Here is a 13390-nt window from a genome sequence, read left to right as displayed (position 1 = left end):
GCCCTCAGGCGGGCCGACGCATGACCACCACCGCGAACCTCGGATTCCCCCGCATCGGACGCGACCGCGAACTCAAATGGGCGCAGGAGTTGCACTGGCGGGGCGACCTGGACGCCGCCGGCCTCGCCGACGTGGCTGCCCGGTTGCGCGCCACCCACTGGCAATTGCAGCGGGACAAGGGAATTCAGCACATTCCCAGCGGTGATTTCTCCTACTACGACCAGGTGCTGGACACCGCGGTCACCTTGGGCGCCGTCCCGGAACGCTTCGGCGTCCCGTTCGACATCGCCGGTTCGGACGCCGACGCGCTCGTCAGCTACTTCACCATGGCCCGCGGCGGCAACGGCGTCCCGGCGCTGGAGCTGACCAAATGGTTCGACACCAACTACCACTACCTGGTCCCGGAACTGGCCGCTGACCAGGAGTTCCGCTACTCGTCCAAGGCCACCGCCGCGCAGCTGCGGGAGGCGCTCGCGCTCGGCATCACCACCCGTCCGGTGGTGATCGGACCGCTCACCTTCCTGCGGCTGGCCAAGCGCACCGACGGCGGCAACACCATCGAGTTGCTGGACGCGATCCTGCCCGCCTACGTCGACTGGCTGACCGACCTGGTGGCGTCCGGCGCGACCGAGATCCAGCTGGACGAGCCCGCGCTGGTGCTCGACCTGTCACCGGCCGAGATCGACGGCTACTGCCGCGCCTATGCCCGGCTGCGAGACGCCGTCCCCACCGCGAAGCTGACCCTGGCTACCTATTTCGGCGGCCTGGGCGACAACCTGGAGCTGGCCGTCGGGCTGCCGGTGGACGTGCTGCACGTCGACCTGGTCCGCGACCGGGATCAGCTGGACGCCGTGGTGGCCGCGGCGCCGGCGTCCCTGGGCCTGTCGCTGGGGGTGGTGGACGGCCGCAACGTGTGGCGCACCGATCTGACCGCCGTCTACCAGCGGCTGCTGCCGGTCGTCCCCCGGCTCGGCGCCGAGCGGGTGCAGCTGGCGCCGTCCTGCTCGCTGCTGCATCTGCCGGTCGATCTGGCGTCCGAGACCGGTGACGATGCCGAGTTGGCGTCCTGGCTGGCCTTCGCCACCCAGCGGCTGGACGAGGTGGCGCTGCTCGCCGGCGCGCTGAACGGCGACGCGGACGCGCTGGCCGGCTTGGCCGAGAGCACCGCGGTCCTGACGGCCCGGCGCACCTCGCCGCGAGTGCTGCAGCCGGCGGTTCGGGAGCGGCTGGCCGCGATCACCCCTGACTGGGCGCGTCGCGCCGCCGCCTACCCCGAGCGGGCCGCCGCGCAGGATGCCCGGCTGGGCCTGCCGCTGCTGCCGACCACCACGATCGGCTCGTTCCCGCAGACCGCCGAGGTGCGCCGGTTGCGTGCCGCGCACCGTCGTGGCGAGGTGGACGCCAAGACCTACCATGCCGGTCTGGAGGAGCTCACCGTCGCCTGCATTCGCAAGCAGGAGGAGCTCGGCGTCGACGTGCTGGTGCACGGTGAGTTCGAGCGCACCGACATGGTGGAGCACTTCGGGTTGAAGCTGGACGGCTTCACCACCACCTCGCACGGCTGGGTGCAGAGCTACGGTTCGCGCTGCGTGAAGCCGCCGGTGCTGTTCGGCGACGTGGCCCGTCCCAAGCCGATGACCGTGGACTGGGCCCAGTTCGCCGCGGGGCAGACCGACCGTCCGATGAAGGGCATGCTGACCGGACCGATCACGATTCTGCAGTGGTCGTTCGTCCGCGACGACCAGCCGGAGTCGGTGACCGCCCGGCAGGTGGCGCTGGCACTGCGCGACGAGGTGGTCGATCTGGAGGCGGCCGGGCTGCCGATCGTCCAGGTCGACGAGCCGGCGCTGCGCGAGGGCCTGCCGCTGCGGCGCCGGGACTGGGCGGAGTACCTGGCCTGGGCGACCGAGGCGTTCCGGCTGTCGGTCAGCGGCGTCCGCAACGACACCCAGATCCACACCCACATGTGCTACGCCGAGTTCGGTGACGTGATGGACGCGATCATCGCCCTGGACGCCGACGTGATCTCGATGGAGGCGTCCCGGTCCAAGGGCGAGGTGGTGGCCGAACTTGCCGAGGCCGGCTACCCGAACGAGGTCGGCCCGGGAGTCTGGGACATCCACTCGCCACGGGTGCCGAGCGCCGACGAGGTGGACGCCCTGCTGCAGGCGGCACTGGCCGTGCTGCCCGCCGAGCGGCTCTGGGTGAACCCGGACTGCGGGCTGAAGACCCGCGGCTGGCCCGAGGTCGAGGCCTCCCTCGCCGAACTGGTCGCCGGTGCCGCACGGGCCCGCGCCCGCCTGGTCGCCCAGACATAACCCTCGCCGCACGCACTAGGCCCTAGTGCGGTTCGGATGTTGCGCCAACCCCGGTCCGGGATGACGATGGAGGGAGCGATTGGCTGACACCAGGGCCGATCGGCGGCGATCCCGGTGGCATGCCGCGGATGCCGACGCCCACGCGCGCGGCCGAAGAAACCTTCCTAATCTCCTAGTAAATCGGTAGGTGCACCGTGTTATTGTTCGGGCGTGACATCTTCGCGCAAACCCCGACAGCTCCACCTGAACGCCTTCGTGATGAACGTCGGCCACCACGAGGCGGCCTGGCGGTTGCCGGAATCCGATGTCTCAGGAGGCACCGGGCTCGACCACTACGTCCGGCTGGCCAGGATCGCCGAGCGCGGCACCTTCGACTCGATCTTCCTGGCAGACCATCCGGCGGTGTTCCCGGTGCACCGGCGTCCGACCAGCGTGCTCGATCCGACGGTCCTGCTGGCCGCGGTGGCGGCCTCGACCGAGCGGATCGGGCTGATCGCTACCGCCTCGACCAGCTACAACTCGCCGTACAACCTGGCCCGCCGGTTCGCCTCGCTGGACCATGTCAGCGGCGGCCGGGCGGGCTGGAACATCGTCACCACCGAGGTGCCGGACGCCGCCCGCAACTTCGGCCTCGACGAGCACCCTCGTCACGACGATCGATACCGGCGGGCCGCCGAGTTCGTGGACGTCGCGATCAAGCTGTGGGACAGCTGGTCGGACGACGCGATCCTCGCCGACAAGGAACGCGGCATCTGGGCCGACCCGGAGCGGGTGCATCCGGCCGCCCATCGCGGCGAGTTCTTCTCGGTGGCCGGAGCGCTGAACGTCTCGCGCTCGCCGCAGGGTTGGCCGCTGCTGGTCCAGGCCGGGTCGAGCGAGGCCGGCCGATCGTTCGCCACCCGGTATGCCGAAGCGGTCTTCACCGCCCAGCAGAGCATCGACGACGCCCGCGCCTTCTATGCCGACCTGAAGCGCCGGGCGTCCGGCCTCGGGCGCGACCCCGAGGGCATCAAGGTGATGCCCGGTCTGGTGCCGATCGTCGGCGCCACCGAGGCCGAAGCCGAGGCTCGCAGCCGGCTGTTCGATGAGCACCTCAACCCCGAGCTCGGCCGAGAAGAGCTGGCCCGGATCCTCCGGCTCCCGCTGGAGGACTTGCCGTTGGACCGGCAGCTGCCGGCCGATCTCCCTGATGAGACCGAGATCGAGGGCAATCGGAGCCGCTACACGCTGATCGTCGAGACCGCGCGCCGGGAGCACCTCACCGTCCGTGAGCTGGTCCGCCGGCTCGGCGGCGGACGCGGTCATCGCACCTTCCACGGCACCCCCGAGCAGATCGCCGACACCATCGAAGAGTGGTTCACCAGCGGTGCCGCCGACGGTTTCAACGTGATGCCGCCGGCGCTGCCCGGCGATCTGAGCACCTTCGTCGACGAGGTGATCCCGATCCTGCGTCGCCGCTCGCTGTTCCGCTCCGAATACACCGGGACGACGCTGCGCGAGCACTACGGCCTGGACCGCCCCGAGGCCACCGGGCTGCCGATCGGCCAGAGCGTCCGCCGCCACGGGACTGTGGACGAGGTCCTGGCATGAGCGCACAGCCCATCGCCGCAACCGAGCCAGGCATCGACGCCGAGCAGTTCCGGACGATCTTCCGCGGCCATCCGGCCGGCGTGGCGGTGATCACGCTGCACGACGGCAATCGGGCGTACGGGTTCACCGCGACCTCGGTGATCTCGGTATCGGCCGAGCCCCCGCTGTTCGCCTTCTCGGTGCACGCCGCCTCGTCGTCCTGGTCGGCACTCAGCCGGGTCCGGCGGGTGATGATCAACTTCCTCGCCGAGGACCAGGCCGACGTCGCGGCCCGGTTCGCGACCAGCGGCATCGACCGGTTCGCCGCCGGCGGCTGGCATCCGCTGCCCACCGGCGAGCCGGTGTTGGCCGGCTGCGCGGGCTGGATCGAGGGCAGGGTGCGATCGCACGTGCCGGCCGCCGGCAGCCGGCTGATCCTGGCCGAGGCCGCCGCGGCCTGGGGCACCGATCGGCGTCCGCTGATCTACCGGGACCGCACCTACCACCGACTGGACGCGCCCACCTCCTGACCCGGCCCCGGCCGAGGGACGGGAACCGCCGGTCAATCCGCGCCTCGAGGCACCCCGAGACGCGGATTTCGGCGCACCGAACAGACCGCGGGCCCCATCCCACGAACAAAGACCCTCGATCGGTCACCGGCGCACCGGTGACCGATCGAGGGGTCTTTCGCCGCTCAGGCCGCCACGTCCTGGGCCCGGTGAATCGCGTCGAGCAGGGTATCCCGCAACTCCACGAACCGCTGGTCCGAGCGGAGCTCGGCAGGGGTCAGGCCGTCCGGGAGTTCGACCGGCAGGTCCATCAGCACCCGTCCGGGCCGTGCGGTCATCACCAGCACCCGTGTGCCGAGGAAGATCGCCTCTTCGACGTCGTGGGTGATGAACACCAGAGTCTTGCGGCGCTCACGCCAGATCTGCAGCAGCTCGACCTGCATCCGCTCGCGGGTGAGGGCGTCCAGGGCGCCGAACGGCTCGTCCATCAGGATCACCTCTGGGTCATTGGCAAGCACCCGGGCGATCTGCGCCCGTTGCTGCATGCCGCCGGACAGCTCGTAGGGCTTGCGGTCGGCGAATAGTGACAGGCCGACCATCTCCAGGAACTGCTCAGCACGCGCGCGACGCTCGGCCTTCCCGACCCCGCGAATGCGCGGCCCGAGCTCGACATTGCCGCGGGTGGTCAGCCAGGGGTAGAGATTCGCCTGCTGGAAGACGACGCCGCGGTCGGCGTCCGGACGTCGCACCTCCACCCCATCGACCAGGGTCCGGCCGGACGACGGAGCGTGGAAGCCGGCAAGCATCTGCATAAGGGTGGACTTTCCGCAGCCGGAGGGTCCAACCACGCACACGAACTCACCTTCGGAGATGTCGAAGGAGGTCTCCGACAGCGCCGTCACCGGCTCGCCGCTGTCGGTGGCATAGGTCTTGGTGACCCGGTCGAACCGGATCTTCGGGGTCACGGAACTGTCGCTGCCGTGGATCGGGGTGATGGTCATGTCACTTCGCCACTTTCTCGATGGAGGTCGGATAGATGCCGGCCCGGTAGATGGACAGGTCGCTGACCGCGTCCACCTCGCCCTGTGTGGCGAGGAACTCGGCGGTCGCTTTCAGCTGGCCCGGCAGCACGGCGAGCAGGTCCAGCTGCGCGGCCGCGCGGGGATAGGTGTAGCCCTTGAGTTGGGTGAGAACGGCCTCGGGGGTGCTGCCCAGCTGTACCGCCACGGATTGGGCGGCCGACTGCTGATCGGTGCCGGTGAGCAGGCTGACAGCGTGGTCCTGAAGCGCCGTCCAGGTGTCCATGAAACTCGGGTTGGCGTCGACGAAGGCGCGCGTCGCCCCTTCCAGGTCGAAGGTCGGCTTGCCCTGCTCGGCGGTTTCCTGGCTACCGGTGATGACGTGACCGTGTTCGGCCAGCTCGCTGAGCACCGGGTCCCAGACCCAGGCGGCGTCCACCTCGTTGCCGTTCCAGGCGGCCAGGATCTTGTCGGGGCTGAGGTTGATCAGCTTGACGTCGGTGCCCGGTGTCATCCCCGCGGCTTGCAGCGCCATCAGCAGACTGAAGTGCGAGGTCGAACTGAACGGGACGGCGATGGTCCCGCCACGCAGGTCGGTCAGCTTCTTCACACTGGGCTTCTTCGCCACCAGGGACTCGGCCGCCCCGATCACGTCGTCGATCCAGACCACTTGCATGTCGACGTTCAGCGGTGCCGAGAGTGCCTTTGTGGCCGGGCTGGATCCGAGCGTGGACAGATCCACCGATCCCGATCCGAAGCCCTGCACGACATCGGCACCGGAGTCGAATTTGATCCAGGTGACGGTGACGTTCGGCAGGCAGGTCTCGATCCAACGGCGGTCCCTGACCACCAGGTTCGCGCCCGGAATGGCTTGCCAGCCGAGCCGGACGGAACCGGTGGCGGTGGTGTTCACCTCGATCGGGCACTGGGCGGTGGAACCGCTCGCCGCGTTGGCCCGCGCCTCCGCCTCGCGGGCCGTGGTGCAGCCGGCGAGGGCGAGCGGCAGCGCCACGGCGCAGGCGACGGCCGCCAGCCGGACTCGAGTGGTGAAAGGGTTGCTCATGGGTGCGGATGTCCTCTCGCGGGGTCGGATGAGCTCATGCCTTGCCCTGCCAGGGCACCAGCAGGCCGGCGATGTATTTGATCCCGGCATCGAGGGCGATGGCGGCCAACCCGATGACGATGATGCAGGCGATGGTCAGCGGGGTCTGCAATTGAGTGCCGGCCAGGTAGGCCAGACCGCCGATGCCCGGGATGCCGTTGTTGAGTTCCGCGGCGACCACCGTCGTCCAGGCGAAGCCGGTGGCGATCCGGATGCCGCTGAGAATGCTCGGCAGGCTGGCCGGAACGATCACATGGCGCAGCACGTGCACTGGTTTGGCGCCCATCGCCTGAGCGGCCTGGATCCGGTCGATCCGGATGCCGCGGACGCCGTCGATGGTGGCCATAGCGATCGGCGGGAAGGCGGCCAGAAAGAGCAGCCAGACCTTCGAGGTGTCGCCGATGCCGAACCAGACGATCAGCAGACCGATGTAGCCCAGCGGAGGCAGCGAGCGCAAGAAGTTCAGATAGGGCTCGAACAGACGTCCAAGCACCGGGGTCAGGGCCATCGTGTAGCCGAGCAGCACTCCCACCACGATGCCGAACACCACTCCGATGCCGATTCGCTGCAGGCTGGCCAGCAGATGCTCCCACAGGAAATAGCCTTGCGAGCCGCAGACGATCCGGGCGCTCCCCTCTTGGATCGGACGGCAACCGTTGGCGTCGATGAAGGCACCGACCACGGCCTGCGGGCTGGGCAGGAAGAGCGGGGCGATCAATCCGGACGCCGTGAGCGCCCACCAGACCGCGATGACCGCCACGAAGATGCCGCCGTTGACGGACCATCGTCGCCAAGGCACGGCTCGAGCATGGGTGGCGACGACCGTCGGGGGCTGGGTCGCCGGAGGCGGACCGGCAACCTTCTCATCGACGAGTGTCATGGGTGGTCCTTTCACGAGCTGGGGACAGCAACCTCGTTCGGGCGCTCCCGGCTCAGATGTGCGATGGAGATCGGTGTGACTGGTGACGTCGAGGCAGAATCCCGACCCGGCCTCTCACGCCCGGTCGGCGAGCCGGCCCGCAGTGAGAGACGCGTCAGGACGGCGGTCAGCGCATCGGGCAGGAACAACAGCGACGCCCCGCGACTCGCGTCACGCGACACCGCTTATTCCTAGTAATCATGGCGGGATTCTAGGATTAATATCTGCGGTGGGTCAACCTCAGCCACTACGTGAGACCGGACGCGGGGAACTCGCCTATTCGCTCGCCACCAGCCGGCTGGAGAAACGCTGAGGAGGTCGCAATCGCGTCCCGCTTCGTCCCCCGCCAGATGCCTGCTCCGCGCGGTCCTCCCGCTCCGAAGGTGGTGGCACGAGGTCGGCCAGCCGGGGGTCGAGGGCGAGGCGACGACGCAGCCGATGCAGCCGGACCCGCGCTGCGGCGCTGGTGAGTCCGAGGGCACGTCCGGCGTCGGCGACACTGAGCCGCTCCCAGGCGGTCATGGTCAGCAGTTCGCGGTCGACCTCGGCCAGTTCGGCGAGGACGGCGTGCACGGCCCGCTCCAGCTGCCTCTCCGTCTGCGCATCGGGTGCGGCGTCCGGCCGAATGGGCTGCCCCGGTTCCGGGTGTTCGACCGGACGGGGTGGGTTGTCGCGGTGGTGGGCCAGCAGGAGGTTCCGGGCGGTGCCGAACAGCCAGGCCCTGCGCATCGCGGGAGCGGGCAGGACATCGCGACGTCGCCACGCGGTGAGGAAGGTGTCGGCCAGGAGATCGGGGGCGTCGGTCGTTCCGGCCCGTCGGGTCAGGTATCCCAGAATCTCACCAGAATGCTCCCGGTAGAGCTGTTCGAACTCCGTCGAGGTGAGCGACATCTCAGCGGTGTCCTCCGCCGGTCTGGACGCCGGGCTCGGTCGGGGCCGCAGAGCTGGGGGTTTCGGCGGCGGGTGGCGCAGCCTGAGCGGGCGCGGTCGGCTGGTCGTCGTAGTAGACGCAGTATGCGGACGCCTCAGCCAGTTCGGCCAGACCCGCCCGGTCATTGCTCTCGGCGGCCTTGATGATCGCCGGCAGGTAGCCGAAGACGGTCGGGTTGCGCACTCCTGTGCCGGCGTCCACCTCACCGTCGATGCGCGGACGGGGGTCGACATCGGTGACGGCGGTCCAGCTCGGCGCGCCCCGCAGGGCGGCGAGCGCGGCAGCGCTGTCGGCTCGGCGACCGGCCTCGGTGGCGGTCGTCCAGGTGCGCATCCAGGCGCAGATGGAGCCCTTGGCGAGGTCGGTCCGTAGCGCTCCGGTGGTGGCGCTGGCGGGCTCGGTCCCCTCGGTGAGGTCGGCGATCATGTGCTGGCGGACGGCGTCCCGGCTGGCCTGGTCGGGGTAGGGAATGTCGGCCCCGAGCGCGGCCAGTTCACTCGCGAAGTCGGTGCCCTGGAGTCGGTATTCCTCGCCGGGACCGCCGACGGAGACGTATTCGGGGGCGTTCCATACGCCGGTGCGGGTCGCGATAAAGGGGGCAGCGGCGGTCAGGGCAGCGACGGCGGTCACGACGGCACCGGTGATCGCCCAACGACGCCCGCGCCGAAGCGGGACGGGGGTGGCCGGCTCGTGGAGCTCCGGCTCGATCCGGCTCCACACCAGGGCGAGGGTGTCACCGTCGTCCTGCTGCGGGTGCGGGTCGGCCGCGGCGATGAGTTGCGCCACACGTTGGCTGTCGTGATCCATGGGGGCCGCCTCCTGGTGCCGATGGTGTCACCCCGATATGCGCAGGCGTTACATAGCACCACCCGCAGCCGGCCACGTCCATCTCCCCCACCGCCGCAGAAGAGCGGCAGCGGACGTCGGTGTAACGGTTCGGCATGTCTGGGGTGAATCACCGACGAGCAGGGTTGGAGGGGCATCGTGCGCCGGAGGAGGAATTGCGGGGGGCGGGGGGCGGCGTCCGGTCGCCGGATCGGCCGCCTGGCGATCCTCGCGGTGGCGGCGGCGATCGCGACGTCCGGTTGCGCGACCAATGCCGCCCCGATCGGGGCCCCCTCGAGCGCCGTCGCACCGTCGGCACCGGGATCGGCGGTCGCTGACCAGGCTCGCCGAGTGGACCCGCAGATCCTGTCCGACGTTGTCGACTGGACATTCCCCGTCCCCGGCCCGTCGATGCGCAGGTATCTGCGGGTGCAACGGTCGGTGAACTCGATCCAGGCAGTCGACTGCGGCGGCACGGCGTTCGACGATCTCGACTACACGGGCGAGCGGATCGATCAGGTGCTCTTTCCGGACGTCGAACTGATTCGGCAGAAGGGACTGGCCGAGGCGGGTACGCCGCCGAACGGCGACAAGGTCGGGGACGATCTGCCGTGCCGCACCACATCGTTGCCGCGGTGGCAGCAGGTGTTCGAACTTGAGACCGGATGGGAGGACACCGTCCGCTCGGTGTACCAGTCGAACCCGGTCCAGCCGCGGGTGAGGCAGGCCGGGCGGTGTCTGTCACGGCAGACCGGCTGGGTTCTGGACGGTGCCGGCGACGCGCTTCAACGGTTCTTCGTCCAGCTCGACAACCGCGCGGTCCGGGCCGCGAACACCAGCGAGGAGGCGGCCGACCGGATCGTGGGAAAGTACTCCGCGGTCTACGCCGACTGCGTCGGCGACTATGCCGAAGCGCTGCGCGCCGAGCTTCTGGCCAGGCGTCCGGCGCAGATCGAGCGAAACCGTGAACTGCTCACCGCCATGGCCGGCGACCTGGCGGCGGCCGGGTACGTCCCGTGAACCGCCGTTGGCAGCGGGTCGTCCGCTCACCCGTCGGCCTCGCGGCCGGGCTGATGCTCGCATGTCTGGCCGGCATCGGCGGCACGCTCGCGATCACCCAGTCACCGCAGCAGGCCGCCGCCGCGCGACAGGTGCCCACGCTGCCGATCGCGACGGCGCAGATCGTCGCGCAGCAGATCACCGACACCACCGAGGTCGACTGCGCGTTCGTCGCCCGCGAGGTCCGGGCGAGAGCGCCGCGATCGTCCGGGACGTTGCGGGCGAGGGTCGTCACCGCGATCCGGGTCGCGCCGGGCGACGTCTTGCGGTCGGGAACACCGGTGCTGTCGGTGTCGGACAAGCCGCTGTTCGCGTTCGTGACAACGATTCCGTTCTTCCGGAATCTTCACCTGGGCGACACCGGCGCGGACGTGAAGGAACTGGAGTCCGGCCTGGTGGCGTCCGGACGGCTCCGGGTGGCCGACGACCGGTTCGGCTCCGACACGCTCGCGGCGATCCGGTCGGTCTACCGCAAGGCCGGGCTGGGTCGTCCGGACGGTTTCGACGCCGATGCGGCGTGGCCGGTTCCCTCGGGCAGCCGGGTCAGCGCGGTGCATGGGGAAGTGGGTGAGATCGTGCGCCGCGACACCGTCCTGGTCGCGGCCCGGTCCGGGTCGGGACGCTGGGAATGCCGCGTCCCGGCCGGCATCGCGGTGAGCACCGGTGACACGATCGCGGCGTCCTCCGATTCGAGAGCCGTGACCGGCACCGTGACTCGCATCGCGCTCGACGACGAGACGCATTCGACGGTGGCGGTGGTCCGGCTCCCCCGCACCGTGGGCCCGGACGCGTCGGTCACCGCAAGCGTGGTCTCCCAGGCCAGCGAGGGCGCGGTGCTCACCGTCCCGGCCGGCGCGCTCTACGCCACCGCCGACTCCGATACCGCCGTCCGCCTCGTGGAGGACGGAGCGGTGCGGGAGGTCCGGGTGGTCACCGGCGTCACCGCCGGCGGATGGGTCGAGGTCAGCGGTGCGGGCCTGAAGGCCGGGATGGACGTCCAGATCAGGGGTGCGTGAGCGCCGTGGAGACTCTGATCGACCTGGACGGGGTGGGCCTGGAGGTGACGACGCCGCTCCGCACCCGGATCCTGCACCCGATCACGCTCAGCATCCGGCGGCATTCGTCGGTGGCACTGGTCGGCCCGTCCGGGGCCGGCAAGACCACTCTGGCGTCCATCATCGGCGCTCTTCAGCGGCCGACCGAGGGCAGCTACCGGTTCGCCGGGTCGCGGGTCGACGGCACAGACGCCGTCCGGCTGGCCCGGTTCCGGCGCAACCACATCGGCTTCGTCTTCCAGAACGCCCACCTGATCGACGAACGTTCCGCACTGGACAATGTGCGCCTCGGCGTCGTCGACCCACGCATCGCTCCGCGGCAGTCCGCCGTCGACGCTCGCGCCGCCCTCGCCTCGGTCGGGCTGGACGGTCTGGCGAGCCGACCGGCCGCGCTGCTCTCCGGCGGCGAACGCCAGCGGGTCGCGTTGGCGCGGGCGATCGTCAAACGGCCCGACCTGGTGATCGCCGATGAACCCACTGGTGCTCTCGATCGGGCCAGCGGCAGGGCCGTCCTCGACCTGCTGTTCAGCCTGGACACCACCGTGCTGCTGGTCACCCACGACCCTGACGTGGCCTCGCGCGCCGTGACGACCGTCACCATCGTCGACGGTGCCCTGCAATGACCAGCGGCGTCCGGCAGGCAGCCTGGAACTCGGTCGTCGCCCTGGTCACCGACGCGATGCTGTCTCTGACCGCGAAGCCGCTGCGCACCCTGGGGATGGCTTCGGGAATCATGCTCGCGATCACCAGTTGCACGGCCGCGATCATGATCGCCGACACCCAGCAGGTGCAGATCGACCGGCGCTTCGACCTGCAACGCTCCGCGGCGGTGGTGATCACCGCACAGACCGCGCCCGACGGCTTCCAGCCCGCCGCCATCGCCTCGATCGCCGCGCTGGAACCGGTCGCCACGGCGGGAGAGCTCTCCATCTGGAGCGATCAGGTCACCGTCGCCGCGAACGCCTGGACCGCACCGTCCACCGCGTCGCTGCTCGCCGCAGACGCCGGTGGCCTCGCCGTCGGCGGCCGGACGACACTCGGGGCCGACGCCCAGCTGCTCAGCGTGGACCGGCCGCTGGTCTGGCTCGGCTCCGGTCTGGCCGCACGACTCGGCGTCCGCGACCTGAGGCGTCCGCAGACGGTGGAGATCGACTCCCGGCGCTATGGCGTGGCCGGAATAGTCACGGCCAATCCCGGTTTCGACTATCTCGACACCAGCGTCGTGCTGAGCCGCGCCAGTGCCGCCCGCATCGTCCCCGCGGCCCGGACAACCCGCCTTGTCGCAGCCATTCGGCCAGGCGCGGCCAGTGCTGTCGGCGACTATGCGCTGGCGGTTCTCGACCCCACCCGGTCGCTCGGCTTGGTGGACGTCACCCCGCCGGACGGCGAAATCCTGCTCGGCGGCGTCGCCGGTGATCTGCATCTCATCGGCCTCACCCTCGGCGGGTTCATCGGGCTAGTCGGGATCGTCGCCGTCGCGAACACCATGAGCATGTCGGTGGCTCAACGTGCGCGCGAACTCGGCCTCCGCTCGGCGATGGGATGGAAGCCCGGACGCATCCGCGCGCTTATCCTGCTCGAATCAGGCATCACCGGAGCACTCGCCGCCACCGCCGGCTGCGTCCTCGGCATCGGCATCGCGATCGGCTGGTCGCTCAGCCAGGAATGGACGCCGATCCTCGACCGCCGCCTGCCGATGGTGCTAGTGATCGCAGGAACCCTTGCCGCCCTTGTCGGCGGCCTGATTCCGGCGCAGCACGCCGCCACGACGTCCCCGCTCGAAGCGATGCGCAGCTGACGGCGGGATCCCGGTAGACAGTGCCACGGAAGAAACCCGAAAATCCCCCAGTCGATGCAGAAAAGCCGGGCGACACGCCGGAGGAGAGCAATCGACTAGTGGATTTTCGGGATCGCGCCCGGCCATCTCGACGCCCCAGCGCGGGCCGGTCGGTCATGAGCTCCGTTCAGGCCTCGGCGTCGTCCTCGTCCAGCCCGGTGCGGTGCAGGTAGCCGGGCGAACTGTCGCCGCCGTGTGATCTCGAAGGACATTGCCGTCACCTTTCCGGTCGTGCCGGACTCCACGG

12 protein-coding genes are annotated in these 13390 nt (G+C 70.0%); 7 read left to right on the top strand and 5 right to left on the bottom strand.

The annotated features are described in order from the left end of the window. Positions 1-20 precede the first annotated feature (20 nt). The 3 genes from metE to QM619_RS03745 all read left to right on the top strand — a co-directional run bounded on the left by metE (position 21) and on the right by QM619_RS03745 (position 4417). Positions 21-2318, top strand: a complete 2298-nt coding sequence (gene metE, locus QM619_RS03755; protein ID WP_415104459.1) for a 5-methyltetrahydropteroyltriglutamate--homocysteine S-methyltransferase — start codon at positions 21-23, stop codon at positions 2316-2318. Positions 2319-2528: 210 nt separating this feature from the next. Beyond that, positions 2529-3908 (top strand): LLM class flavin-dependent oxidoreductase, encoded by a 1380-nt coding sequence (locus tag QM619_RS03750; RefSeq protein ID WP_415104457.1) that lies wholly within the window; start codon positions 2529-2531, stop codon positions 3906-3908. Continuing rightward, positions 3905-4417, top strand: coding sequence for a flavin reductase family protein (locus QM619_RS03745; RefSeq protein WP_415104455.1), 513 nt, complete (start codon positions 3905-3907; stop codon positions 4415-4417). The genes QM619_RS03750 and QM619_RS03745 overlap by 4 nt, the downstream gene beginning before the upstream one ends. Before the next feature lie 164 nt (positions 4418-4581). Here the strand turns inward: QM619_RS03745 and QM619_RS03740 are convergent, their stop codons facing one another. From QM619_RS03740 to QM619_RS03720, 5 genes are all read right to left on the bottom strand, one after another. Beyond that, the gene (locus QM619_RS03740) at positions 4582-5397 is read right to left on the bottom strand and encodes an ABC transporter ATP-binding protein (RefSeq protein WP_415104453.1); all 816 of its coding nucleotides are present in this window, start codon (positions 5395-5397) and stop codon (positions 4582-4584) included. A gap of 1 nt (position 5398) precedes the next feature. After that, positions 5399-6478: an ABC transporter substrate-binding protein gene (locus QM619_RS03735; protein WP_415104451.1), complete on the bottom strand. Its 1080-nt coding sequence runs from the start codon at positions 6476-6478 to the stop codon at positions 5399-5401. A 34-nt stretch (positions 6479-6512) separates the two neighbouring features. Next, a complete protein-coding gene (locus QM619_RS03730; protein ID WP_415104449.1) occupies positions 6513-7397 on the bottom strand; it encodes an ABC transporter permease in 885 nt (294 codons plus the stop codon). A 315-nt stretch (positions 7398-7712) separates the two neighbouring features. After that, positions 7713-8327, bottom strand: coding sequence for an RNA polymerase sigma factor (locus QM619_RS03725; RefSeq protein WP_415104447.1), 615 nt, complete (start codon positions 8325-8327; stop codon positions 7713-7715). A 1-nt stretch (position 8328) separates the two neighbouring features. After that, positions 8329-9174 (bottom strand): hypothetical protein, encoded by an 846-nt coding sequence (locus tag QM619_RS03720; protein WP_415104445.1) that lies wholly within the window; start codon positions 9172-9174, stop codon positions 8329-8331. Between the two features lie 369 nt (positions 9175-9543). On the opposite strand from QM619_RS03720, the gene QM619_RS03715 reads away from it, so the two are divergent. From QM619_RS03715 to QM619_RS03700, 4 genes are read left to right on the top strand one after another with little or no spacing between them, the layout of a single operon-like run. Next, positions 9544-10212 (top strand): hypothetical protein, encoded by a 669-nt coding sequence (locus tag QM619_RS03715; RefSeq protein ID WP_415104443.1) that lies wholly within the window; start codon positions 9544-9546, stop codon positions 10210-10212. Further along, positions 10209-11267, top strand: a complete 1059-nt coding sequence (locus QM619_RS03710; protein WP_415104441.1) for a hypothetical protein — start codon at positions 10209-10211, stop codon at positions 11265-11267. The genes QM619_RS03715 and QM619_RS03710 overlap by 4 nt, the downstream gene beginning before the upstream one ends. Further along, a complete protein-coding gene (locus QM619_RS03705; protein ID WP_415104439.1) occupies positions 11264-11929 on the top strand; it encodes an ABC transporter ATP-binding protein in 666 nt (221 codons plus the stop codon). Before QM619_RS03710 ends, QM619_RS03705 begins: the two co-directional genes overlap by 4 nt. Further along, a complete protein-coding gene (locus tag QM619_RS03700) occupies positions 11926-13104 on the top strand; it encodes an ABC transporter permease (protein ID WP_415104437.1) in 1179 nt (392 codons plus the stop codon). The genes QM619_RS03705 and QM619_RS03700 overlap by 4 nt, the downstream gene beginning before the upstream one ends. The last annotated feature ends 286 nt before the right edge of the window (positions 13105-13390 follow it).

Source organism: Micropruina sp., from assembly GCF_047606665.1.
Classification (GTDB): Bacteria; Actinomycetota; Actinomycetes; order Propionibacteriales; family Propionibacteriaceae; genus Micropruina.
Note: the sequence above shows the minus strand (reverse complement) of the source record. Positions and strands in the feature narration are given on the sequence as shown.

Coding starts and splice junctions, on each gene's coding strand:
- QM619_RS03700 (WP_415104437.1), top strand. CDS start 11,926: ATGACCAGCGGCGTCCGGCAGGCAGCCTGGAACTCGGTCGTCGCCCTG.
- QM619_RS03740 (WP_415104453.1), bottom strand. CDS start 5,397: ATGACCATCACCCCGATCCACGGCAGCGACAGTTCCGTGACCCCGAAG.
- QM619_RS03725 (WP_415104447.1), bottom strand. CDS start 8,327: ATGTCGCTCACCTCGACGGAGTTCGAACAGCTCTACCGGGAGCATTCT.
- QM619_RS03720 (WP_415104445.1), bottom strand. CDS start 9,174: ATGGATCACGACAGCCAACGTGTGGCGCAACTCATCGCCGCGGCCGAC.
- QM619_RS03745 (WP_415104455.1), top strand. CDS start 3,905: ATGAGCGCACAGCCCATCGCCGCAACCGAGCCAGGCATCGACGCCGAG.
- QM619_RS03730 (WP_415104449.1), bottom strand. CDS start 7,397: ATGACACTCGTCGATGAGAAGGTTGCCGGTCCGCCTCCGGCGACCCAG.
- QM619_RS03735 (WP_415104451.1), bottom strand. CDS start 6,478: ATGAGCAACCCTTTCACCACTCGAGTCCGGCTGGCGGCCGTCGCCTGC.
- metE (WP_415104459.1), top strand. CDS start 21: ATGACCACCACCGCGAACCTCGGATTCCCCCGCATCGGACGCGACCGC.